Origin of the sequence: Burkholderia sp. AU38729, assembly GCF_020419725.1 — a bacterium.
In the GTDB taxonomy this organism is placed as follows: domain Bacteria; phylum Pseudomonadota; class Gammaproteobacteria; order Burkholderiales; family Burkholderiaceae; genus Burkholderia.
Genome location: NZ_JAIZQO010000003.1, coordinates 622307 through 644340 on the forward strand (window position 1 = coordinate 622307; position 22034 = coordinate 644340).

A 22034-nucleotide genomic window follows, 5' to 3' on the forward strand; every position below is an offset into this window, starting at 1 on the left:
CGGTGGGCGGAAACCCGCAGCGCGGACATGAAAAAGCCCGCCGGAGGCGGGCTTTTCCTGGTCGGACGATGCGTCGATCAGTGATGCGTCGTTTCGACCTGCTGCATCGGGGCCGTATCGACCGGCGGCAGCGCCTTGCGTTCGCGCGGCACGCGAGCCGGACGCGGGAGGCGCGACGCGGCTTCCTGCGCAGCGGCGAACTTGCCGGCGTCCGTGTTCACCCAGACGAGACCAGCCTGCTCCAGCACGGTATCCAGGCTCGCCGAAGCGGGCGCGGCTGCCGGTTGGGCGGGGGCCGGAGTCGGTGCCGGTGCGGCGACGGCCTCGACCGGCGCGGCTTCGACATGGGCCGGCTCCGCAGCCACCGGAGCGGCTTCGGTCGTCACGGCCGGTGCGGCTTGCTCGACGGGGGCCGGCTGCGGCGCCTCGACGGCGACAGGTGCTGCCGGCACTTCGAACGCGTCGGTCGGCGAAACCGCGACCGGAGCCGGACCGGCTTCCGTATCGACGGCCGCGGCGACCGGTGCCGCTTCCTCTGCCTGGGCGACCACTGCTGCTTCGACCGGCGCTGCTTCGACGTGTACCGGTGCCGGCTGCGGCTCGACAGCGGCCGGTGCTGCCGGTTCGGCATGGTGCTCGACCACGGCTTCGGCGACGACGGCGCTTGCCGCGGCGGCTGCCACGACGACTGCCGGTGCGGCCGTTTGGGCCGGTTCGGCAGCAGCCGGTGCTTCCGGCGTCACGGCTTGCACCGTCACTTCACCCTCTGCGCCTTGCTCGGCGTGGTCGACGACTGCGCCGTCTTCCTCGCGCTCGCGACGACCGCCACGGCGGCCGCGACGGCGACGGCGACGTTCCTCGCCATCACGCGCGCCGGCTTCCGCGTCGGCTGCCAGTTCGGCGCCGGGCAGGGCTTCTGCGACGGCCTTGTCGGCTTCCGGGTCCGGATGGGTTTCGCCGCGGGTGACGGTTTCCAGCGTGGCCGCATGCTGAGTCGGCTTGCGGCGCTCGCGACGTTCCTGGCGCTCGCCACGACCCGCAGCTTCAACGCCGTCCGGCTGCTCGACACGCTCGCGCGGTTCACGCGGTTCGCGGTTCTCGCGCGGTTCGCGCGGCTCACGGCTTTCACGCGGCTCGCGGCCTTCGCGCGGGCTACGGCCCTCGCGACCTTCGCGGTTCTCGCGACCTTCACGCGGTTCACGACCCTCGCGCGGTTCGCGGCCTTCACGCGGCTCACGAGCCTCACGCGGTTCGCGCACTTCCTTGCCTTCGCGCTCCTGGCGTTGCGGCTGGCCACGGCCTGCCGCGACCTGGTCGCGGCCGCCTTGCGCCTGCTGGGCGCCGCCGCGACGGTTGCGGTTGCGATCGCCGCCGCGTTCGCCGCGTTGCTCGGACTTCTCGGCGCGTTCGCCGCGAGCCGGACGGGCTGTCTGCTCCTTCGCCGGGGCCGGAGCAACCGGTGCGGCTGCGGGCGCCGGCGATACGCCGAACAGGCCCTTCAGCCAGCCGATGAAGCCGCCGGTTGCCGGCGCGACAGGCGCGGGCGCTGCAACGGGTTCGACCGGGCGCTGCGGTGCCGGGCTCGGTGCCGGACGCTCGGGCGTGATGCCCTTGACCGCGGCTTCCTGCTTCGGCTTCACTTCCGCCGCGCGCTTGCTGTAGCCGGTTTCCGACTCGAGTTCGCGGGCGGCTTCCTCGGCCATCTTCCAGGACGCGCGCGGGTCGTCGAGACGGGCGTCGTCGTGGCGCAGGCGCTCGAGCTTATAGTGCGGCGTATCGAGGTGCTTGTTCGGGATCAGCACGATGCCGACCTTGAAGCGCGACTCGATCTTGTTGATTTCCTGACGCTTTTCGTTGAGCAGGAAGGCGGTCACCTCGACCGGCACCTGGCAGTGGATCGCCGCGGTGTTTTCCTTCATCGCTTCTTCCTGAATGATCCGCAGGACCTGCAGCGCGGACGATTCGGTATCGCGAATGTGGCCGGTGCCGTTACAACGCGGGCAGGTCACGTGGCTGCCTTCCGACAGGGCCGGACGCAGGCGCTGGCGCGACAGTTCCATCAGGCCGAAACGGGAGATCTTGCCCATCTGGACGCGTGCGCGGTCATGCTTGAGCGCGTCTTTCAGGCGCTGCTCGACTTCGCGCTGGCTCTTCGCCGATTCCATGTCGATGAAATCGATCACGATCAGGCCGCCGAGGTCGCGCAGGCGGAGCTGACGGGCGACTTCGTCGGCCGCTTCGAGGTTCGTGCGGGTCGCCGTTTCCTCGATGTCCGCGCCCTTGGTCGCACGCGCCGAGTTCACGTCGATCGCGACGAGCGCTTCGGTGTGGTCGATCACGATCGCGCCACCCGACGGCAGCGGCACCGTGCGCGAGTACGCGGTTTCGATCTGGTGTTCGATCTGGAAGCGGGAGAACAGCGGCACGTCGTCGTGGTAGCGCTTCACCTTCGCGACGTTGTCCGGCATCACGATGTCCATGAATGCGCGGGCCTGATCGTGGATTTCGTTCGTATCGATCAGGATTTCGCCGATGTCGGGCTGGAAATAGTCCCGGATCGCGCGGATCACGAGGCTCGATTCCAGATAGATCAGCATCGGCTGGCCGGGGTTGCCGCTTTGCGACGCCGCTTCGATCGCGCGCCACAGTTGCAGCAGGTAGTTCAGGTCCCACTGCAGTTCCTCGGCGCTGCGGCCGATGCCCGCGGTACGGGCGATCATGCTCATGCCGTCCGGGATCTGCAGTTGCGCCATCGTCTCGCGCAGTTCCTGACGCTCGTCGCCTTCGATCCGGCGCGACACGCCGCCGCCGCGCGGATTGTTCGGCATCAGCACCAGGTAGCGGCCGGCGAGCGAGATGAACGTGGTGAGGGCGGCGCCCTTGTTGCCGCGCTCTTCCTTCTCGACCTGGACGATCAGTTCCTGGCCTTCGCGCAGGGCATCCTGGATGCGCGCGGAGCGCATGTCGATGCCTTCCTTGAAGTACTGGCGGGCGACTTCCTTGAACGGCAGGAAGCCGTGGCGGTCCTCGCCGTAGTTGACGAAGCACGCTTCGAGCGACGGCTCGATACGGGTGATGACACCTTTGTAGATATTGCCTTTGCGCTGTTCGCGCCCGGCTGTCTCGATGTCGATGTCGATGAGCTTCTGCCCATCGACGATGGCGACGCGCAGCTCCTCCTGCTGCGTCGCATTGAACAGCATGCGTTTCATGAACGACTCCAGGCGGCTCTGCTGGCGGCGCCTCGCGGTTGTCAGTCGCGAGGGCGGGAACGACGGCAGGCCGCGCCTTGTTGTGTTGTCACGAGCACGCTGGAGCGGGAACGATGGCGGGGAGAATTGCCTGAAGAGGCGCTTGGGCCCGTAAGACGGGGCCGGCGGCCATAGGGCACCTGCGAACACGGCTTCAAAGCACGGCGTCCACACACCGCACGCTGTCAAAGCGCGCTAAGCCTGAGGCCGGGCACTGCCGCGGGGCGCGTCGCCATGCGACGCGCGTGCCAACGGGCGGCAGATGCTGCGGCTCGGGCCGCAGCGGGGAGTATCGAATCCAGCCCGACTTTCCCGCCTGGGGTGTACTTCCCTGGTTTGACGTCGCCAGGCCCCGCACGCTTCGCGGAGCCAAATCGGGCGCAACGCCGTAATTTTCGCAACCGGCAGCCTGCGGGACGCACTTCGCGCCGTCGGGCTGCCGATCAAATTCTTTTCAACCAACTTTCCGTTACCGCGGCGCCTTGCCGACCGAATCCGCCTGTGGGCGCGATCCTTGCCGACGGGCGGCGCCGTGCGTGCAACTTGCTGCATCTCTTTGATTAGGGGCGAGCAGCAGACCCCCGGCGCAAGTAAAATAACGGTTTGCGCTTGCGCCTTGCCCGGTTGGTCCGGGCCGGCCGGTGAGGCCGCCCGCAACGTCAGGCTGGGCAAAATTATATTCAGTATGAACGAGTTAGGCAAAATATCCCAGAATTCGGTCGCAAGCGGCCAGGTATCGATGATCGAGATCGACGAAAACTCGGCCGGTCAGCGTATCGACAACTTCCTGTTGCGCGTCTGTAAAGGCGTGCCGAAAAGCCATATTTACCGGATCCTGCGCAGCGGCGAAGTGCGCGTGAACAAGGGCCGGGTCGATGCGCAGTACCGGCTCGCGTTCGGCGACATCGTCCGCGTGCCGCCCGTGCGCGTGGCCGCCGCCGACCTCGCGCGTGCCGAAGCCACCATCGTGCCGCCCGCGCACTTCGACGTGCTGTTCGAGGACGACGCGATGCTCGTCATCAACAAGCCGGCCGGGGTGGCGGTCCACGGCGGCAGCGGCGTCGCGTTCGGCGTGATCGAGCAGATGCGCCAGGCGCGCCCGCGCGCGAAATTCCTCGAACTCGTGCATCGGCTCGACCGCGAGACGTCCGGGATCCTGATGCTCGCGAAGAAGCGCACGGCGCTGGTGGGCCTGCACGAACAGATTCGCGAGAACAAGATGGACAAGCGCTACTTCGCGTGCGTCCACGGTGAATGGCAGTCCGACTGGGGGCGTCGCCGCGCCGTGAAGGCGCCGCTGTTCAAGTATTCGACCCCGGAAGGGGAGCGCCGCGTGCGAGTGCAGGACGACGGGCTCCCGTCGCATACGGTGTTCAACCTCGTCGACCTGTGGCCCGAGTACGCGCTTCTCGAAGCGGAACTCAAAACGGGTCGGACCCATCAGATCCGTGTGCACCTCGCGCATCTCGGCCTGCCGATCGCCGGCGACGCCAAGTATGGCGATTTCGCACTGAACAAGGCGCTGGCGCGCGCGAATGCGCAGCCGTCGTTGAAACGGATGTTCCTGCATGCGTACCGGCTGCGGCTCGCTCATCCGCTGACCGGCGAGGCACTGCAGTTCGATGCGCCGCTGCCGGACGAATGCCGGCGCTTCCTCGATCAACTCAGCGCACTGCGCGATACCGCCTGAACCGCATGGCTCGACAGCAATTTGACCTGATCGTCTTCGACTGGGACGGCACGCTGATGGATTCGACTGCGCACATCGCGCACAGCATCCAGGCCGCATGCCGCGATCTCGGCCTGCCCACGCCGTCCGACGAGGCGTCACGCTACGTGATCGGCCTCGGCTTGCGCGATGCGCTGCAGATTACGGCTCCGACCCTCGATCCGTCCGACTATTCGCGGCTCGCCGAGCGCTACCGCTATCACTATCTGCTCGACGACCAGCGCATCGAGTTGTTCGCCGGCGTGCGCGAACTGCTCGCCGAACTGCGCGACACGGGCTATCTGCTCGCCGTTGCAACCGGCAAGGGTCGGGTCGGGTTGAACCGCGTGCTCGACCAGTCGAAGCTGACGAGCCTGTTCGATGCGACGCGCTGCGCCGACGAAACCTTCTCGAAACCGCATCCGGCGATGCTGCACGAACTGTCGCGGGAATTGGGGCAGGACCTGTCGCGCACCGTGATGATCGGCGACACGACCCACGACCTGCAGATGGCCGCGAGTGCCGGGGCCGCTGGCGTCGGCGTCGCGTACGGCGCGCACACGGCCGACGCACTGGCCGCGCTCGCGCCACGCTTCGTCGCGCCGGACGTCGGCGCGCTGGCCGCGTGGCTGCGGGAATACGCATGAGCGCGGCGCCGGACGCCGTGCGCGTGTGCGCATCGGATGCGCTGGCCGACGGCGGCGCCGGCGTGCGCGTCGACGCGACGCTGCGCGGCGAGCAGGCCGTCGTGTTCTTCGTGCGCTACGAGGGCCAGGCATACGGTTACCTGAATCGCTGCGCGCATGTGCCGATGGAGCTCGACTGGGCCGAAGGGCAGTTCTTCGAATCGTCGGGCCTCTATCTGATGTGCGCGACGCATGGCGCGATCTACGCGCCGAACACCGGCAAGTGCGTCGGCGGGCCGTGCCGCGGTGGCCGCCTGCGGCCGGTCGAGGTCGACGAGCGCGACACGTCCGACGGGCGTGCGGTATTCTGGGTGCCCGACGCCGACCTGCGTCCCGCCATTCCCGCCACGACCGACTAACGACAACCCTGCATGGCCGACCAACCGAATTCCCCGGATTCTTCCTCCCGTCCCGATAGCCGTGAACCGAACTGGGAGCGTGCGGCGCTCGAGCGGATCGCGCTCGCGGCCGTCAAGGAGCAGCGCGCGGCGCGGCGCTGGAAGATCTTCTTCCGCTTCGCGTTCCTCGCCGTATTCGTGCTGTTCGCGTTCGCGCTGATCGATTTCTCGAGCGATTCGAAGTTCTCGTCGAGCGGGCGGCATACGGCGCTCGTGACGATCGACGGCGAGATCGCGGCCGGCGTCAATGCAAACGCCGACGACATCAACACGGCGCTCGACGCCGCGTTCGACGACGACGGCACGGCCGGGGTCGTGCTGCGGATCAACAGCCCGGGCGGCAGCCCGGTGCAGGCCGGGATGGTCTACGACGAGATCCGCCGGCTGCGCGCGAAGCATCCGGACAAGCCGTTGTATGTCGTCGTGACCGACATGTGCGCATCGGGCGGCTATTACATCGCGTCTGCGGCCGACAAGATTTTCGTCGACAAGGCGAGCATCGTCGGGTCGATCGGCGTGCTGATGGACGGGTTCGGCTTTACCGGGCTGATGGGCAAGCTCGGTGTCGAGCGGCGCCTGCATACGTCGGGTGAAAACAAGGGCTTCTACGACCCGTTCTCGCCGGAAACGCCGAAGATGGACGCGCATGCGCAGGCATTGCTCGACCAGGTGCACGCGCAGTTCATCAAGGCCGTGAAGGATGGCCGCGGCAAGCGGCTGCACGAGACGCCCGACATGTTCTCGGGGCTGTTCTGGACCGGCGAGAAGAGCGTCGAGCTCGGGCTGGCGGATGGTTACGGCACGACCGACACGGTCGCGCGCGACGTCCTGAAGGCGCCGGATCTCGTCGACTATACGGTGAAGGAAAGCCTGACGAACCGCGTTGCGCGCAAGTTCGGCGCGGCCGTCGGCGGCGCCGCGATGAAGGCACTGACCGCCGGCGGCGCGTCGGTCAGCCTGCGCTGACCGGAGGCGGGCGGGCCGCGATGGCCCGCTGTTCACTCGGCGGCTCGCCTGCCGCGTTCAGTTCGCCAGCAGCAGGAAGATCGCAGGGCGCTTGTGCAGATTCGGTGCAGGCGCCTTTTTCCAGTCCGTGACGGTGCGGCTCGCGATCGTCTCGGTCGGGAGGGTCAGGTCGGCCGCGACGCAGATCTGCGTCGACGGTGCGCAGGTCGCGACGAGCGTGTCGAGCATCGCCTGATTCCGGTACGGCGTTTCGATGAAGATCTGCGTCTGCCGCGCCTTGCGTGACAGTTGTTCGAGTTCGCGCAGGCGTTTGGCGCGCGCGGCCGCGTCGACCGGCAGGTAGCCGTTGAACGCGAAGCTCTGGCCGTTCAGGCCCGATGCCATCAGCGCAAGCAGGATCGAACTCGGCCCGACGAGCGGCACCACCTTCACGCCGCGCTCGTGCGCGCGGCGCACCAGCAACGCACCGGGATCGGCGACGGCCGGGCAGCCGGCTTCGGACACGAGGCCGGCGTCCGCACCGGCCAGCACGGGCGCAAGCAGCCGGTCGATGGCGCCGGCCGGCGTGTTGACGTTCAGTTCGCTGATCTCGATTTCCTGGATCGGGCGCGTCGTGCCGATCTTCTTCAGAAATGCACGCGTCGTCTTCGCGTTCTCGCCGATGTAATAGCCGAGCGTGCCGGCGCGCGCCTGCACGGCCGCGGGCAGGACGGCCGCGAGCATCGATTCGTCGCCTTCGCCGAGCGTGTTCGGGACGAGGTAAAGCGTGCCGGCGGTCATGCGCGGTCTCCACGGGTGGTTGCAAACAACGGATAGTCGGCGGCGCGCAGCATGCGCGTGAGCGCGATCAGCGGCAGGCCGACGAGCGCGGTCGGGTCATTCGAGTCGATCGCGTCGAGCAGCGCGATGCCGAGTCCCTCGGACTTCGCGCTGCCGGCGACGTCGTACGGCGTTTCGGCGCGCAGGTACGCGTCGAGTTCGGCCTCGGGCAGCGAGCGGAAGCGCACGTGCGTGACGACGTCCTCGACCTGCGCTTCGCCCGTCCGGCTGTCGTACAGGCAGAGCGCGCTGTGGAACTCGACTGCGCGGCCCTGCATCGACACGAGTTGCGCGAGCGCGCGCTCATGGGTGCCGGGCTTGCCGATCTGGAGCCCGTCGAAGGTCGCGACCTGATCCGACCCGATCACGAGCACGCCGTCGGGCGCGTCGATCGTCGCGGCGACGGCGCGCGCTTTCGCGCTGGCGAGCCGGAGGGCGGTCGCGGCCGGCGTTTCGCCGTCGTGCGGGGTTTCGTCGAGGTCGGGCGACACGACGTCGAAGGGGAGGCCGAGGCGCTCGAGGAGCGCGCGGCGGTAGCGTGAACTGGAGGCAAGAATCAGCCGCGGCGGGCGGCAAACGGTATCCGGCATGGTCGGTTGGATCGGTGAGTCGTCAGGTGTTGTGCGGCGTTGCGCGGACGCAAGCTTAAGTGATTGACCGCAAAAGGTAAAACAGGTATGCTTTCCCGCTTTTCGTCGGCAGGCTTCCGTGTGGTGGCGCCTGCCGGGTCTTCGGAAGTAAAGTACGTCATCCGCGGATGAGCCGTACGCGAGCGGTACCAAGCCGGATTCGCAAGTCAGCCTGTAGGCAGGAGCGCATATGAACACTTCTTCTGGCAAGCCGGCTGCGGCGCTTGATCCGCATGCAATCGACCTGTTCGAGTTCGCCCGCAGCGGGCGGCAGGCAGCGGGTGCGGTGCGCCTCTCGCAACTGCCGCGCATGTTAAACGAAGTGCCCGCGGACGCGCCAGATCGCGACACGGTCTTCACATGGCAGGCGGAAGGGTTCACCCAGAAGGAATTGCAGGACGACGGCGCCGACGGGCAGCAGCCGTATCTGCGCCTTGCGGTGCACGGCGATGCGTGGCTCACGTGCCAGCGCTGCATGACCTCGTACGACCAGACGTTCGACGTCGACATGACGTACCGGGTCGTCGCGACCGAAGAAGAAGCTGAAGAATTTCCGCTCGACGACGATGAAGCCGATGTGATCGTGGGCTCACGCCAGTTCGATCTCGTCGACTTGATCGAAGAGGAATTGCTGCTTTCGTTGCCGCTCGTGCCCAAGCACGAGGTTTGCCCGGCAGTTCACGAAAGCCTCGTGTCGGGTGCGAGCGGTCCCGCGGAAGAGGCGGACGAAGAGTCCGACGAAGCCGGGGACGAAGGCAAACGGCCGAATCCGTTCGCAGCGCTGGAAGCGCTGAAGAAGGACGGTGACGGCACCAAGAAACACTAAGCAGTTGTGGCGCGGGAAGGCGTAAAGGCTTTGGGCCAGGGTAGTTAAGCGCCGGATCGGGCTGTGTTAGAATCCGGAAAATTATTTAGGAGTTAGTCATGGCAGTCCAGCAAAACAAGAAGTCGCCGTCGAAGCGCGGCATGCATCGTTCGCACGATTTCCTGACGGCAGCGCCGCTGGCAGTCGAGCCGAGCACGGGTGAAGTGCATCTGCGTCACCACGTCAGCCCGAACGGCTACTACCGCGGCAAGAAAGTCGTCAAGACGAAGAACGACTAAGCGTCAAGTCACGCGTTGCGCGCTACGCTTGCCGTTCGCGTGACAACTGGTTCGCTTGACACTTTCCTGGCTCAACAAAAAGGCGGCATTCAACTGCCGCTTTTTTGTGCCTGAAATTCGTCGCATTCCATGACCGTAAAGCTCACAATCGATTGCATGGGAGGCGACCACGGCCCGTCCGTGACCGTTCCCGCAGCAGTCAAGTTCGTCCGCGCGCATCCCGATGCGCACCTGATGCTCGTCGGCATCGAAAGCGCGATCCGCGCTCAGTTGAAAAAGCTGAAAGCCCTCGACGATCCCGCGCTGACCATCGTTCCCGCCACCGAAGTCGTGGCGATGGACGACCCTGTCGAAGTGGCGCTGCGCAAGAAGAAGGATTCTTCGATGCGCGTCGCACTCAACCACGTCAAGGAAGGCGCGGCACAGGCCTGCATCTCCGCCGGCAATACCGGCGCGCTGATGGCCGTTTCCCGTTACGTCCTCAAGACGCTGCCCGGCATCGAGCGGCCCGCGATCGCGTTCGCGCTGCCGAACCCGACCGGCTACACGATGATGCTGGACCTCGGCGCGAACGTCGACTGCGAGCCGCAGCACCTGCTGCAGTTCGCGGAAATGGGGCACGCACTCGTAGCGGCGCTCGAAGGCAAGGAGCGTCCGACGATCGGCCTGCTGAACATCGGCGAAGAGATGATCAAGGGCAACGAGACGATCAAGCGCGCAGGCGAACTGCTGCGTGCCAGCACGCTCAATTTCCGCGGCAACGTCGAAGGCAACGACATCTACAAGGGCACGGTCGACGTGATCGTGTGCGACGGCTTCGTCGGCAACGTCGCGCTGAAGACGTCCGAGGGGCTCGCGCAGATGCTGTCGGACATCATCCGCGAGGAGTTCGGCCGTTCGCTGATGTCGAAGCTGATGGCGCTGCTCGCGCTGCCGGTCCTGATGCGTTTCAAGAAGCGCGTCGACCACCGCCAGTACAACGGTGCGGCGCTGCTGGGGCTGAAAAGCCTCGTGATCAAGAGCCACGGTTCGGCCGATGCCTACGCGTTTGAGTGGGCGATCAAACGCGGGTATGATGCCGTCAAAAACGGCGTGCTGGAGCGCCTCGCGCGCGCGATGGCGGATAATTCAGTGTCGCTCGGCGAAGGCGAACACGACGCGGGCGGTGCGGGCCATGCAAGCCCCGCCGCAGGCCATCACGCCGACCCTTCCGCTGCGCAATCCTCTAAAGCATAAATGGCCCAATCGACTCTCTATTCCCGCGTGCTCGGCACGGGCAGCTACCTGCCGCCTGACCGCGTCACGAACCAGCAGTTGACCGATCGCCTTGCGAAGGAAGGCATCGAGACGAGCGATGAATGGATCGTTGCGCGCACGGGTATCCATGCGCGCCATTTCGCCGCACCCGACGTCACGACCAGCGATCTCGCGCTCGAGGCGTCGCGTCGCGCGATCGAAGCCGCCGGCATCGATCCGCAGTCGATCGACCTGATCATCGTCGCGACTTCGACCCCCGATTTCGTGTTCCCGAGCACCGCGTGCCTGCTGCAGAACAAGCTCGGCATCAAGAACGGCGGCGCGGCATTCGACGTGCAGGCCGTGTGTTCGGGCTTCGCGTACGCGATGGCGACGGCCGACAGCTTCATCCGCAGCGGCCAGCACCGCACGGCGCTCGTCGTCGGCGCGGAGACGTTTTCGCGCATTCTCGACTTCAAGGACCGCACGACCTGCGTGCTGTTCGGTGACGGCGCGGGCGCGGTGATCCTGTCCGCATCGGAAGAGCCGGGCGTGCTCGGCAGCGCGCTGCACGCGGACGGCAGCTATTCGCACATCCTCTGCACGCCAGGCAACGTCAATCGCGGCGTGATCGAAGGCAGCGCGTTCCTGTACATGGACGGTCAGGCCGTGTTCAAGCTCGCGGTCAACGTGCTCGAGAAGGTCGCGATCGAGGCGCTCGCGAAGGCGAATCTCGCGCCCGAGCAGATCGACTGGCTGATTCCGCACCAGGCCAACATCCGCATCATGACCAGTACCTGCCGCAAGCTCGGCCTGCCGCAGGAGCGCATGGTCGTGACGGTCGACCAGCACGGCAACACGTCGGCCGCGTCGATCCCGCTGGCGCTCGATACCGCAGTGCGCGACGGTCGTATCCAGCGCGGCCAGCACGTGCTGATCGAAGGCGTCGGCGGCGGCTTCACCTGGGGCGCGTCGGTCTTCCGCTACTGATCCGCGGCGCGCGACTGCTGCGCGCGGATCCCATCGGCGCGCCATTCGTGCGCGCCGTCCGAATCGATTCAATTGGGGACGATATGAAATTTGCATTCGTATTTCCGGGGCAGGGCTCGCAGGCGGTCGGCATGCTCAACGCATTCGCCGATCTGGCCGTCGTGCGCGAGACGCTCCAGGAAGCGTCCGATGCACTCAATCAGGATCTCGGCAAGCTGATCGCCGAAGGCCCGGCCGAAGAGCTGAGCCTCACCACCAACACGCAGCCCGTGATGCTGACCGCAGCCTATGCGTGCTATCGCGCGTGGCAGCAGGCAGGCGGCCCGGCGCCGGCGATCGTCGCCGGCCACAGCCTCGGCGAATACACGGCGCTCGTCGCTGCCGGCGCGCTCGCGTTCAAGGACGCGGTGCCGCTCGTGCGCTTCCGTGCGCAGGCGATGCAGACGGCCGTGCCGGTCGGCCAGGGCGGCATGGCCGCGATCCTGGGTCTCGATGACGACACGGTGCGCGCGGTCTGCGCCGAAGCAGCGGAAGCGGGCGTCGTCGAAGCGGTGAACTTCAATGCGCCCGCGCAGGTCGTTATCGCAGGCAACAAGGCCGCGGTCGAAAAGGCCTGCGAGATCGCGAAGGCGAAGGGCGCGAAGCGCGCACTGCCGCTGCCGGTGTCGGCGCCGTTCCATTCGTCGCTGCTCAAGCCGGCATCGGATCAACTGCGCGACTATCTTGCGAACGTCGACGTCAAGGCGCCGCAGATTCCCGTCGTCAACAACATCGACGTCGCCGTGGTCAGCGATCCGGCTGCGATCAAGGATGCGCTGGTGCGCCAGGCCGCGGGCCCGGTGCGCTGGGTCGAGTGCGTGCAGCACATCGCCGGCACGGGCGTCACGCACGTGATCGAATGCGGCCCGGGCAAGGTGCTCGCCGGCCTGACGAAACGCATCGACGTCAACCTGACGGGCGCGTCGGTATTCGATCCGGCTTCGCTCGACGAAGCACTCAAGCTGGTGACCGCCTGACGCGGCGCCTTTTCTCAAGAGACGGATATTCGATTCATGGACAAGACTCTCGATAAACAGGTTGCGATCGTCACCGGCGCATCGCGCGGCATCGGCCGTTCGATCGCGCTCGAACTCGCGCGCCTGGGCGCGACGGTGATCGGCACGGCGACGAGCGAATCGGGCGCCGCTGCGATTACCGCGGCGTTCGCGGAAGCGGGCGTCACGGGCCGCGGCGCGGTGCTGAACGTCAACGACGCGGCAGCCGCCGAGGCGCTGATCGATGCGACCGTGAAGGAATTCGGCGCGCTGAACGTGCTCGTCAACAACGCGGGCATCACGCAGGACCAGCTCGCGATGCGGATGAAGGACGAGGACTGGGACGCGGTGATCGACACCAACCTGAAGTCGGTGTTCCGCCTGTCGCGTGCGGTGCTCCGCCCGATGATGAAGGCGCGTGGCGGCCGCATCATCAACATCACGTCGGTGGTCGGCTCGGCCGGCAACCCGGGTCAGGTCAACTACGCGGCTGCGAAGGCCGGCGTGGCGGGCATGACGCGTGCGCTTGCGCGTGAAATCGGCAGCCGCGGCATCACCGTGAACTGCGTGGCGCCGGGCTTCATCGACACCGACATGACGAAGACGCTGCCGGAAGAACAGCAGGCCGCGCTCAAGACCCAGATTCCGCTCGGCCGCCTCGGCAGCCCGGAAGACATCGCCCATGCCGTCGCGTTCCTCGCATCGCCGCAAGCCGGTTACATCACCGGTACGACGCTGCACGTGAACGGCGGCATGTACATGTCGTAACGATTTTCGTTTACCATCCGCGCCGTATCCCGTTTTTCAGGCGGATCGGCGCTTGATCGACCATCAAGCCACCGCGCGTTTTGGCGTCAGCAAACCTGATAAAATGCGCGCACTTGTAAATCTGAACTTTCCCTCGGAGGGGTAATGGACAACATCGAACAACGTGTCAAGAAGATCGTCGCTGAACAACTGGGCGTCGCGGAAGCCGAGATCAAGAACGAAGCTTCGTTCGTGAACGACCTGGGCGCCGACTCGCTCGACACGGTCGAGCTGGTGATGGCTCTGGAAGACGAGTTCGGCATGGAAATCCCGGACGAAGAAGCAGAGAAGATCACGACCGTTCAGCAAGCGATCGACTACGCTCGCGCAAACGTCAAGGCGTAAGCGCCTTTCGCGCTTGTCCGCCACGTCGCCGCGATCTTCGCGATTGACGCGCCATCCTGCCGGCTTCGCGCCGGACGGACTAACAGCCACAGGGCTCGCAGGGCTGGTTCCTGTGGCCTCTGTGGCTTTTGTTTTTGTCATCCAATAATGGAAAAGAGGTTACCGTGAGCCGCCGTCGTGTTGTTGTTACAGGCCTGGGGCTGATTTCGCCTGTTGGCAATAATGTTGCCGACGGCTGGGCCAATCTCGTCGCCGGCAAGTCCGGTATCGCCACCGTCACGAAGTTCGATGCGTCGAACCTCGCCTGCCATTTCGCGGGCGAAGTGAAGGGTTTCAGCGCCGAGGAGTACATCCCGGCGAAGGAAGCCCGGAGCATGGATACGTTCATCCATTACGGCATCGCCGCCGGCGTCCAGGCCATCAAGGACAGCGGGCTGGAAGTGAACGAAGCCAATGCGGAACGCATCGGCGTGATGGTCGGTTCCGGCATCGGCGGCCTGCCGATGATCGAAGATACGCACCAGACCTACGTCGATCGCGGCCCGCGCCGGATTTCGCCATTCTTCGTGCCGGGTTCGATCATCAACATGATCTCGGGTCACCTGAGCATCATGTTCGGCCTGAAGGGCCCGAACCTCGCGGCCGTGACGGCCTGCACGACCGGCCTGCACAGCATCGGCCTCGCAGCGCGCCTGATCCAGGCCGGCGACGCCGACGTGATGGTTGCGGGCGGCGCCGAATCGACCGTGTCGCCGCTCGGCATCGGCGGTTTCGCGGCAGCGCGTGCGCTGTCGACCCGCAACGACGATCCGGCCAGCGCATCCCGTCCGTGGGACAAGGACCGCGACGGCTTCGTGCTGGGCGAGGGTGCCGGCGTGATGGTGCTCGAGGAGTACGAAGCGGCGAAGGCGCGCGGCGCGAAGATCTACGCGGAAGTCTCGGGCTTCGGCATGACGGGCGACGCATACCACATGACCGCGCCGAACATGGACGGCCCGCGCCGCTGCATGGTCGCGGCACTGCGCGACGCCGGCGTGAACGCGGACGAGGTCCAGTACCTGAACGCGCACGGCACGTCGACGCCGCTGGGCGACAAGAACGAGTCCGACGCGGTGAAGGCGGCCTTCGGCGAGCATGCGTACAAGCTCATCGTGAACTCGACGAAGTCGATGACGGGCCACCTGCTGGGCGGCGCGGGCGGCCTCGAATCGGTGTTCACGGTGCTGGCGCTGCACAACAACGTGTCGCCGCCGACCATCAACATCTTCAACCAGGACCCGGAGTGCGATCTCGACTACTGCGCGAACACAGCGCGTGACATGAAGATCGACGTTGCCGTGAAGAACAACTTCGGCTTCGGCGGTACCAACGGCACGCTGGTGTTCAAGCGCGTCTGACGCCGCAATCGCTTGACGAGTCCATTCGATGCTCCGGCCGGGCGCCCGCAACGCTTTGCGTTGCGGGCCTCGGCCGTGTCGTATTTCGTGCTGGCCGTGTTCGTCGCGTCGGCTACCGCGTCGGCCTATCTGTTCTGGGCGCCGCGCGCGGGCGCGGCCGTCGGCGCAGGCGTGTCGGCCGTGACGGCCGCGCTGCTGGCCGTGTGCGCTGCGCGGGCCTGTGCCCGCCGGTTGCCGGCCGAGTTGCAGATCGATGCATTCGGGGAAGTCGCGGCGTTTGGCCGCACCGGGCGCCTGCTGGCACGCGGCCGCGTGACGGGGCATGCGCACTGGAGCAGCCTGCTGCTGGTGCTGTCGGTCGGGCAGGGCGCCCGGCGGGCCCGGCCGCTGCTGATTCCGGCCGATGCGCTCGACGCCGCATCGTTCAGCGCGCTGTCCGTGCTGGCGAGAACGGCGGGCGCGGCGGGGCGGGTTTGACGGCGGCACGGTTACCTACCGTAACCAGCGGCCGGCGCGGGAACGCTACAATAGCGCTCCGCGTTGCATCCCTAGTTAACGGATTTGTCAGGTGAGTGAAAAAGAAATCGATCAGGCTCTGGTCGAGCGCGTACAGAAGGGCGACAAGGCAGCGTTCGAACTCCTGGTCTCCAAATACCACCGCAAGATCATTCGGCTGATTTCGCGCCTCGTGCGGGATCCCGCCGAGGTCGAGGATGTGGCCCAGGACGCGTTCATCAAGGCGTATCGTGCGCTGCCGCAATTCCGCGGCGAGTCGGCGTTCTATACGTGGTTGTACCGAATTGCCGTCAACACGGCGAAGAACTACCTTGCGACGCAAGGCCGCCGGGCGCCGACTTCGACGGAGGCCGATGCGGAGGAAGCGGAAACTTTCTCCGACGCAGACCAACTAAGGGATATCAACACGCCTGAGTCGATGTTGATGAGCAAGCAGATTGCCGAGACGGTCAACGCTGCCATGGCGCTGCTGCCCGAAGAACTGCGCCAGGCAATTACGCTGCGCGAGATCGAGGGCCTGAGCTACGAAGAGATCGCGGAAATGATGGGCTGTCCGATCGGGACGGTCCGGTCGCGGATCTTCCGCGCACGCGAGGCAATCGCTGCCAAATTGCGTCCGCTGCTCGATACGCCCGAAGGCAAGCGCTGGTAAGCGCGACAGGCGGAGCGACGCGGGTCGGGGTCTAGTTACGGTTAGAGTCGTGATGTCACGACGGGGTGTGCAAGATGGGGAGCATCATGGGGTCGGTCAATACGCAGTCGCAAGCGTGCTCGCGCGGCGAGCGCCTTTCCGCGCTGGTCGACGGCGAAATGTTCGAGGGCCCGGACAACGGGCAGTTTCTAGCTGAGCTCAACCGCGCGGATCGCGCCACGTGGGCCCATTACCACCTGATCGGCGATGCGCTGCGCTCGGACGAACTCGCGCTGTCGCCCGCGCTGAGCGTGGCGTTCACCGCGCGCATGTCGGCTGCGCTCGAAAGCGAGCCGCACCTGCTCGCGCCGGCGGCCGCACCCGTTGCGCGCAAGCTTCTGTCGCTGCGCCGGCGCGTCGTGCCCGCGTTCGCGGTCGCTGCCGCAGCGGCCACGCTGACGTGGATCGTCGTCCCGCAAATGCAGACGGCCGGTGCCCCGGGCGCCGTCCAGGTCGCGTCGGCCGGTGCGCCGCAAGGCGGCAACCTGCAGCGCGTGACGGTTGCGCAGGCATCGGCCCAGCCGGGCCTGCAGGACGTCAACATCATCCGCGACGCCAGCCTCGACCAATATCTTGAAGCGCACCAGCAATTCGCGCAGCAGCCCGTCGTCACGGGTTCGATGCCGCTGATCCGCGCTGCCGTGACCACCACGCCAGGCCAATAAACCCGATGCGGACATTGCAGTTGAATCACGCCATCTCCGGATGGAAGCGGCTGCCGGCCCTCCTGCTTTGCGCAGCCGCCCTGTTGTCCGTTCAATCCCTTCCTGCCAGCGCCCAGCAACCGGACGATCCCGTCGCGACCCGCAAGGGTGCCGCCGACTGGCTCGACCGCGTCCAGCAAGCGGCGCAGCAGCAGAGCTACGAAGGCACGTTCGTCTACCAGCGCGGCGGGTATGTGCAGTCGTCGCGCATCGCGCACGTCGCGTCCCGCGACGGCGAGTTCGAGCGCATCGAGACGCTCGACGGCAAGCCGCGCAAGCTGCTGCGACATAACGACGAGCTGTACACGTTCGTGCCCGAGCGCAAGCTGTGCGTGGTCGAGCGCCGTCAGACGCGTGACTCGTTCCCCGCGCTGCTCGGCGCGAGCGGCGAGCACGTGATGTCCGTCTACGATGCGAAGTCGCTCGGCAAGGACCGCGTGGCAGGGATCGACGCGCAGGTCGTCGAACTCGTGCCGAAGGATGCGTACCGTTTCACGTACAAGCTGTGGGCGGACGCGCGCACGGGGCTGCTGCTGCGCTCGCAGACGCTCGATGCGAACGATCACGTGCTCGAGCAGATCGCGTTCTCGCAACTGCAGACGGGCGGTGCAAGCGGCGACAAGGCCGCGATCGCGGCCGGCATGCGCAACCTGAGCGGCTGGACGGTCGTGCGGCCGCCGGTCGCGACGGTCGACATGGAAGCGCAGGGCTGGCAGCTTGCCCCGAGCGTGGCCGGTTTCCAGAAGATTCGTGAAGTGCGCCGGCCGATGGCCGCGCGCGACGCGGGCGAGCCGCCGATCCCGGTCGATCAGGCCGTCTTCACCGACGGTCTCGCGACGATCTCGGTTTTCATCGAGCCGGCCGAAAAGAATACGCGCAAGGAAGGCGCGGGCAGCACCGGCGCAACGAACGTGCTCGTGAAGCGCCGTGGCGACTACTGGATCACCGTACTCGGAGAAGTGCCGCCGGCTACGTTGCAGCAGTTCGCGTCTGCCATAGAATACAAGGCTTCCAAGTAACGCTACGGCTTCCGACATGATGAAACTCGCGCTGCGCAAATGGCTCGCGGCGGCGGCGCTGTCTGCCTGCCTGCCGCTCGTGCCGCATACCGCGTTTGCGGTGACGGCTCCCGCTGCCAGTCTGCCCGACTTCGCCGATCTGGTCGAAAAGGTCGGGCCGGCCGTCGTGAACATCCGGACCACCGCCAACGTGCCGACGAGCAGCGGCCCGCGCGGCATGCTCCCGCCGGGCTTCGACAACGGCGACATGTCGGAATTCTTCCGCCGCTTCTTCGGCATTCCTTTGCCGCAGGCGCCGGGCAACGGTAGCGGCAATGGCGGCGGCAATCCGAAGAACGCGCCGACGCCGGACAATCCGCCCGACACCGAACAGAATCGCGGCGTCGGCTCGGGCTTCATCGTGTCGGCCGACGGCTACGTGATGACCAATGCGCACGTCGTCGACGATGCGGACACCATCTACGTGACGCTGACCGACAAGCGCGAATTCAAGGCGAAGCTGATCGGCGTCGACGATCGCACGGACGTCGCGGTCGTGAAGATCCAGGCGTCGAACCTGCCGGTCGTCGCGATCGGCGATTCGAACAAGGTGCGCGTTGGCGAGTGGGTCGTCGCGATCGGTTCGCCGTTCGGCCTCGACAACACGGTCACGGCCGGCATCGTCAGCTCGAAGAGCCGCAATACGGGTGACTACCTGCCGTTCATCCAGACCGACGTCGCCGTGAACCCCGGCAACTCGGGCGGCCCGCTGATCAACATGCAGGGCGAGGTGATCGGCATCAACTCGCAGATCTACAGCCGTACCGGCGGCTTCATGGGCATCTCGTTCGCGATTCCGATCGACGAGGCGATGCGCGTGGCCGACCAGCTGAAGGCGACGGGCAAGGTCACGCGCGGCCGGATCGCGGTGGCGATCGGCGAGGTGACGAAGGACGTGGCCGATTCGATCGGGTTGCCGAAGGCCGAGGGCGCGCTCGTCAGCAGCGTCGAGCCGGGTGGCCCGGCCGACAAGGCGGGTATCCAGCCGGGCGACATCATCCTGAAGTTCAATGGCCGTTCTGTCGATACGGCTTCGGATCTGCCGCGCATGGTCGGCGACACGAAGCCCGGCACGAAGGCGACGGTCAGCGTATGGCGCAAGGGTCAGGCACGCGATCTGCCGATCACGATCGCGGAAACGCCGGCCGAAACGACGGCAAAGGCCGAGCAGCGCAAGAACGCGCCGCAGAAGCCGCGCCAGACCAATTCGCTCGGTCTGACGGTCAGCGACCTGACGGCGGAGCAGATGAAGACGCTGAAGCTGAAGAACGGCGTGCAGATCGACGGCGTCGACGGCCCGGCCGCCCGTGCGGGCCTGCAGCGCGGTGATATCGTGCTGCGCGTCGGCGACACCGACATCACGAACGCGAAGCAGTTCGCCGACGTGACCGCGCAGCTCGATCCGCAGAAGGCGGTCGCGGTGCTGGTGCGGCGTGGCGACAACACGCAGTTCGTGCCCGTGCGGCCGCGCCAGAAGTAACGCGCCGATGTTCACGCTCTACGGCCGCGGCTGGTGCCACCTGTGCGACGACCTGCGCGACGCACTGGCGCCGGTGGCGGCCGAATTCGGCGTCGCGGTCGATTACGTCGACATCGACACCGATCCGACACTCGTCGCCCGCTACGACGAGGACGTGCCCGTACTGTTGCTGGACGGGGCGGAGGTATGCCGCCACCGGTTCGACGACGCGCGGGTGCGCGACGCGCTGGCGGCCCGGCGCCGAGCCTGACTTGCCGCCGGCGGGCGTCGTTTCGCACGGGGCTTGGCCCGGCGTTGGAAATACCGCCCGGCAAAGGCCTTTTCGGCTAAAATAAGCTGTTTTTTCACCGACTTACACAAGGCGTGCTCTGCAGTCGTCGAGCGCGCCTTTTTCGCTTGATCGGCACTGAATGGATCATATTCGCAATTTCTCGATCATCGCGCACATCGACCATGGCAAGTCGACGCTCGCGGATCGCATCATCCAGGTATGCGGCGGCCTCGCCGACCGTGAAATGGAAGCGCAGGTGCTCGACTCGATGGATATCGAGCGCGAGCGCGGCATCACGATCAAGGCGCAGACTGCCGCGCTGTCCTATCGCGCGCGCGACGGCAAGGTCTACAACCTGAACCTGATCGACACGCCGGGGCACGTCGACTTCTCGTACGAAGTCAGCCGTTCGCTGTCCGCGTGCGAAGGCGCACTGCTGGTCGTCGATGCGAGCCAGGGCGTCGAGGCGCAAACCGTCGCGAACTGCTATACGGCGATCGAGCTCGGCGTCGAGGTCGTTCCCGTGCTGAACAAGATCGACCTGCCGGCCGCGAACCCCGAGAACGCGATCGAGGAGATCGAGGACGTGATCGGCATCGACGCGACCGACGCGACGCGTTGCAGCGCGAAGACGGGCCTCGGCGTCGAGGACGTGCTCGAGTCGCTGATCGCGAAGGTGCCGCCGCCGAAGGGCGACCCGGCCGCGCCGCTGCAGGCGCTCATCATCGATTCGTGGTTCGACAACTACGTCGGCGTCGTGATGCTGGTGCGCATCGTCAACGGCACGCTGCGCCCGAAGGACAAAATCAAGATGATGGCGACCGGCGCGCAGTATCCGGTCGAGCACGTTGGCGTGTTCACGCCGAAGTCGCGCAATCTCGACTCGCTGTCGGCAGGGCAGGTGGGCTTCATCATCGCCGGCATCAAGGAGCTGACGGCCGCGAAGGTGGGCGACACCGTCACGCACGCAACCAAGGCCGCCGCCGAGCCGCTGCCGGGCTTCAAGGAAGTGAAGCCGCAGGTGTTCGCGGGGCTGTATCCGGTCGAGGCGAACCAGTACGACGCGCTGCGCGAATCGCTCGAGAAGCTGAAGCTGAACGATGCCTCGCTGCAGTACGAGCCGGAAGTGTCGCAGGCGCTCGGTTTCGGTTTCCGTTGCGGCTTCCTCGGGCTGCTGCACATGGAAATCGTGCAGGAGCGGCTCGAGCGCGAGTTCGACATGGATCTCATCACGACCGCACCGACGGTCGTCTACGAGGTCGTGCAGAGCGACGGCTCGACGATCATGGTCGAGAACCCGGCGAAGATGCCGGAGCCGGGCCGCATCGCCGAAGTCCGCGAGCCGATCGTCACCGTGAACCTGTACATGCCGCAGGATTACGTGGGCTCGGTGATCACGCTGTGCGAGCAGAAGCGCGGCTCGCAGATCAACATGCAGTATCACGGCCGCCAGGTGCAGCTCACGTACGAGATCCCGATGGCCGAGATCGTGCTCGACTTCTTCGATCGCCTGAAGTCGGTATCGCGCGGCTATGCGTCGATGGACTACGAGTTCAAGGAGTACCGTTCGTCGGACGTCGTGAAGGTCGACATGCTGATCAACGGCGACAAGGTCGATGCGCTGTCGATCATCGTGCACCGTTCGCAGTCGCAATACCGAGGCCGCGAAGTGGCCGCGAAGATGCGCGAGATCATCCCGCGCCAGATGTACGACGTGGCGATCCAGGCCGCGATCGGCGCGCACATCGTCGCGCGCGAGAACATCAAGGCGCTGCGCAAGAACGTGCTCGCGAAGTGCTACGGCGGCGACATCACGCGAAAGAAGAAGCTGCTCGAGAAGCAGAAGGAAGGCAAGAAACGAATGAAGCAGGTGGGCTCGGTCGAGATCCCGCAGGAAGCGTTCCTTGCGATCTTGCGCGTCGAAGACAAATAACAGGACTGATC

At 66.2% G+C, this 22034-nt stretch carries 22 protein-coding genes; 19 read left to right on the plus strand and 3 right to left on the minus strand.

Translation table 11 applies throughout. From position 1 onward, the window contains the following. Nucleotides 1-77: 77 nt before the first annotated feature. Complete coding sequence (locus LGM56_RS11820; protein ID WP_226204677.1) at nt 78-3212, minus strand: Rne/Rng family ribonuclease; 3135 nt, start codon at nt 3210-3212, stop codon at nt 78-80. Between the two features lie 724 nt (nt 3213-3936). Between LGM56_RS11820 and LGM56_RS11825 the strand changes: the two genes are divergently transcribed. Genes LGM56_RS11825 through LGM56_RS11840 form a run of 4 tightly spaced genes read left to right on the plus strand, consistent with a single transcriptional unit; the run spans nt 3937 to nt 7009 of the window. Continuing rightward, nucleotides 3937-4941 carry an RluA family pseudouridine synthase gene (locus LGM56_RS11825; protein ID WP_039348433.1) on the plus strand — a complete coding sequence of 335 codons (1005 nt, stop codon included), beginning with the start codon at nt 3937-3939 and terminating at the stop codon, nt 4939-4941. Nucleotides 4942-4946: 5 nt separating this feature from the next. Then, nucleotides 4947-5606 (plus strand): HAD-IA family hydrolase, encoded by a 660-nt coding sequence (locus LGM56_RS11830; protein ID WP_226204678.1) that lies wholly within the window; start codon nt 4947-4949, stop codon nt 5604-5606. Then, nucleotides 5603-6004 carry a Rieske (2Fe-2S) protein gene (locus tag LGM56_RS11835; protein ID WP_226204681.1) on the plus strand — a complete coding sequence of 134 codons (402 nt, stop codon included), beginning with the start codon at nt 5603-5605 and terminating at the stop codon, nt 6002-6004. Before LGM56_RS11830 ends, LGM56_RS11835 begins: the two co-directional genes overlap by 4 nt. Nucleotides 6005-6016: 12 nt before the next feature. Further along, a complete protein-coding gene (locus tag LGM56_RS11840) occupies nt 6017-7009 on the plus strand; it encodes a S49 family peptidase (RefSeq protein ID WP_089494366.1) in 993 nt (330 codons plus the stop codon). A gap of 57 nt (nt 7010-7066) precedes the next feature. Here LGM56_RS11840 and LGM56_RS11845 read toward each other — a convergent pair whose 3' ends face one another. Together LGM56_RS11845 and LGM56_RS11850 are read right to left on the minus strand one after the other, a co-directional pair. Next, a complete protein-coding gene (locus LGM56_RS11845; RefSeq protein ID WP_226204683.1) occupies nt 7067-7789 on the minus strand; it encodes an SAM-dependent methyltransferase in 723 nt (240 codons plus the stop codon). Then, on the minus strand, nt 7786-8418 hold the full coding sequence (locus LGM56_RS11850; protein ID WP_226204686.1) for a Maf-like protein: 633 nt from the start codon (nt 8416-8418) through the stop codon (nt 7786-7788). Before LGM56_RS11850 ends, LGM56_RS11845 begins: the two co-directional genes overlap by 4 nt. Before the next feature lie 229 nt (nt 8419-8647). Here LGM56_RS11850 and LGM56_RS11855 point away from each other — a divergent pair, with 229 nt between their 5' ends. The 15 genes from LGM56_RS11855 (at nt 8648) to lepA (ending at nt 22023) form a co-directional block, all read left to right on the plus strand. Next, the gene (locus tag LGM56_RS11855) at nt 8648-9283 is read left to right on the plus strand and encodes a DUF177 domain-containing protein (protein ID WP_226204688.1); all 636 of its coding nucleotides are present in this window, start codon (nt 8648-8650) and stop codon (nt 9281-9283) included. 98 nt (nt 9284-9381) lie between these two features. After that, on the plus strand, nt 9382-9561 hold the full coding sequence (rpmF, locus tag LGM56_RS11860) for a 50S ribosomal protein L32 (RefSeq protein ID WP_006051932.1): 180 nt from the start codon (nt 9382-9384) through the stop codon (nt 9559-9561). A gap of 129 nt (nt 9562-9690) precedes the next feature. After that, nucleotides 9691-10797 (plus strand): phosphate acyltransferase PlsX, encoded by a 1107-nt coding sequence (plsX, locus tag LGM56_RS11865; protein ID WP_089494370.1) that lies wholly within the window; start codon nt 9691-9693, stop codon nt 10795-10797. After that, the gene (locus LGM56_RS11870; RefSeq protein WP_027788011.1) at nt 10798-11787 is read left to right on the plus strand and encodes a beta-ketoacyl-ACP synthase III; all 990 of its coding nucleotides are present in this window, start codon (nt 10798-10800) and stop codon (nt 11785-11787) included. It abuts the gene before it with no gap. An 83-nt stretch (nt 11788-11870) separates the two neighbouring features. Continuing rightward, nucleotides 11871-12803: an ACP S-malonyltransferase gene (gene fabD, locus LGM56_RS11875; RefSeq protein WP_226204690.1), complete on the plus strand. Its 933-nt coding sequence runs from the start codon at nt 11871-11873 to the stop codon at nt 12801-12803. 36 nt (nt 12804-12839) lie between these two features. Continuing rightward, on the plus strand, nt 12840-13589 hold the full coding sequence (gene fabG, locus LGM56_RS11880) for a 3-oxoacyl-ACP reductase FabG (protein ID WP_006476504.1): 750 nt from the start codon (nt 12840-12842) through the stop codon (nt 13587-13589). Between the two features lie 144 nt (nt 13590-13733). Further along, entirely contained in the window at nt 13734-13973 is a 240-nt protein-coding gene (gene acpP / locus LGM56_RS11885; RefSeq protein ID WP_004197638.1) for an acyl carrier protein, read from the plus strand. A 164-nt stretch (nt 13974-14137) separates the two neighbouring features. Further along, nucleotides 14138-15370 (plus strand): beta-ketoacyl-ACP synthase II, encoded by a 1233-nt coding sequence (gene fabF, locus LGM56_RS11890; RefSeq protein WP_089494372.1) that lies wholly within the window; start codon nt 14138-14140, stop codon nt 15368-15370. Nucleotides 15371-15382: 12 nt separating this feature from the next. After that, nucleotides 15383-15847 (plus strand): hypothetical protein, encoded by a 465-nt coding sequence (locus tag LGM56_RS11895; protein WP_089494373.1) that lies wholly within the window; start codon nt 15383-15385, stop codon nt 15845-15847. A gap of 91 nt (nt 15848-15938) precedes the next feature. Continuing rightward, a complete protein-coding gene (gene rpoE, locus LGM56_RS11900) occupies nt 15939-16538 on the plus strand; it encodes an RNA polymerase sigma factor RpoE (protein ID WP_006490873.1) in 600 nt (199 codons plus the stop codon). 86 nt (nt 16539-16624) lie between these two features. After that, nucleotides 16625-17242 carry a sigma-E factor negative regulatory protein gene (locus LGM56_RS11905; protein ID WP_089494374.1) on the plus strand — a complete coding sequence of 206 codons (618 nt, stop codon included), beginning with the start codon at nt 16625-16627 and terminating at the stop codon, nt 17240-17242. Nucleotides 17243-17247: 5 nt separating this feature from the next. Continuing rightward, nucleotides 17248-18300, plus strand: a complete 1053-nt coding sequence (locus LGM56_RS11910; protein ID WP_059527587.1) for a MucB/RseB C-terminal domain-containing protein — start codon at nt 17248-17250, stop codon at nt 18298-18300. 16 nt (nt 18301-18316) lie between these two features. After that, nucleotides 18317-19819 carry a DegQ family serine endoprotease gene (locus LGM56_RS11915; RefSeq protein ID WP_226204692.1) on the plus strand — a complete coding sequence of 501 codons (1503 nt, stop codon included), beginning with the start codon at nt 18317-18319 and terminating at the stop codon, nt 19817-19819. Between the two features lie 7 nt (nt 19820-19826). Further along, nucleotides 19827-20069 carry a glutaredoxin family protein gene (locus LGM56_RS11920; protein ID WP_089494376.1) on the plus strand — a complete coding sequence of 81 codons (243 nt, stop codon included), beginning with the start codon at nt 19827-19829 and terminating at the stop codon, nt 20067-20069. 160 nt (nt 20070-20229) lie between these two features. After that, nucleotides 20230-22023: a translation elongation factor 4 gene (gene lepA / locus LGM56_RS11925; protein WP_089494377.1), complete on the plus strand. Its 1794-nt coding sequence runs from the start codon at nt 20230-20232 to the stop codon at nt 22021-22023. Nucleotides 22024-22034: the final 11 nt, after the last annotated feature.